General features: G+C 47.2%; 1 protein-coding gene. It reads right to left on the bottom strand.

Annotated elements, in window-relative coordinates; genetic code table 11:
* On the bottom strand, positions 1-192 hold a 192-nt coding region (locus AB4585_RS27670), incomplete at its 3' end, for a cupin domain-containing protein (RefSeq protein ID WP_372171952.1).
* Positions 193-305: the final 113 nt, after the last annotated feature.

Genomic DNA, 305 nt, shown 5'->3' with positions numbered 1-305 from the left:
GTTTGTGGTATTTCTAAATCGGTGCGCACGCATGCTGTCAAAGTAGTAGCTATCACCTTTGCGTAGCACGGTTACTTCATTATCAACGGTAAGCTCTAATTCGCCTTCCACGATGACACCGCACTCTTGTCCTTCATGATTCAACATCTCTTCACCAGTATCCGCACCGGGTGCTAGTGTCTCTCTTAGCATGCCAATATGCCTACCTTCATGGTAATGCCCAACTTGGCGATAGCTGATCTTTCCTCTTCCGATTTCGGGTTGTTCTTCTTTACGCGTAAAGAACTGCTCTGGCATTGGCCTGT

Origin of the sequence: Vibrio sp. 10N.222.49.C9, from assembly GCF_041474985.1 — a bacterium.
GTDB classification, from domain to species: Bacteria; Pseudomonadota; Gammaproteobacteria; order Enterobacterales; family Vibrionaceae; genus Vibrio; species Vibrio crassostreae_C.
This window is presented reverse-complemented; position numbering and strand designations above follow the sequence as displayed.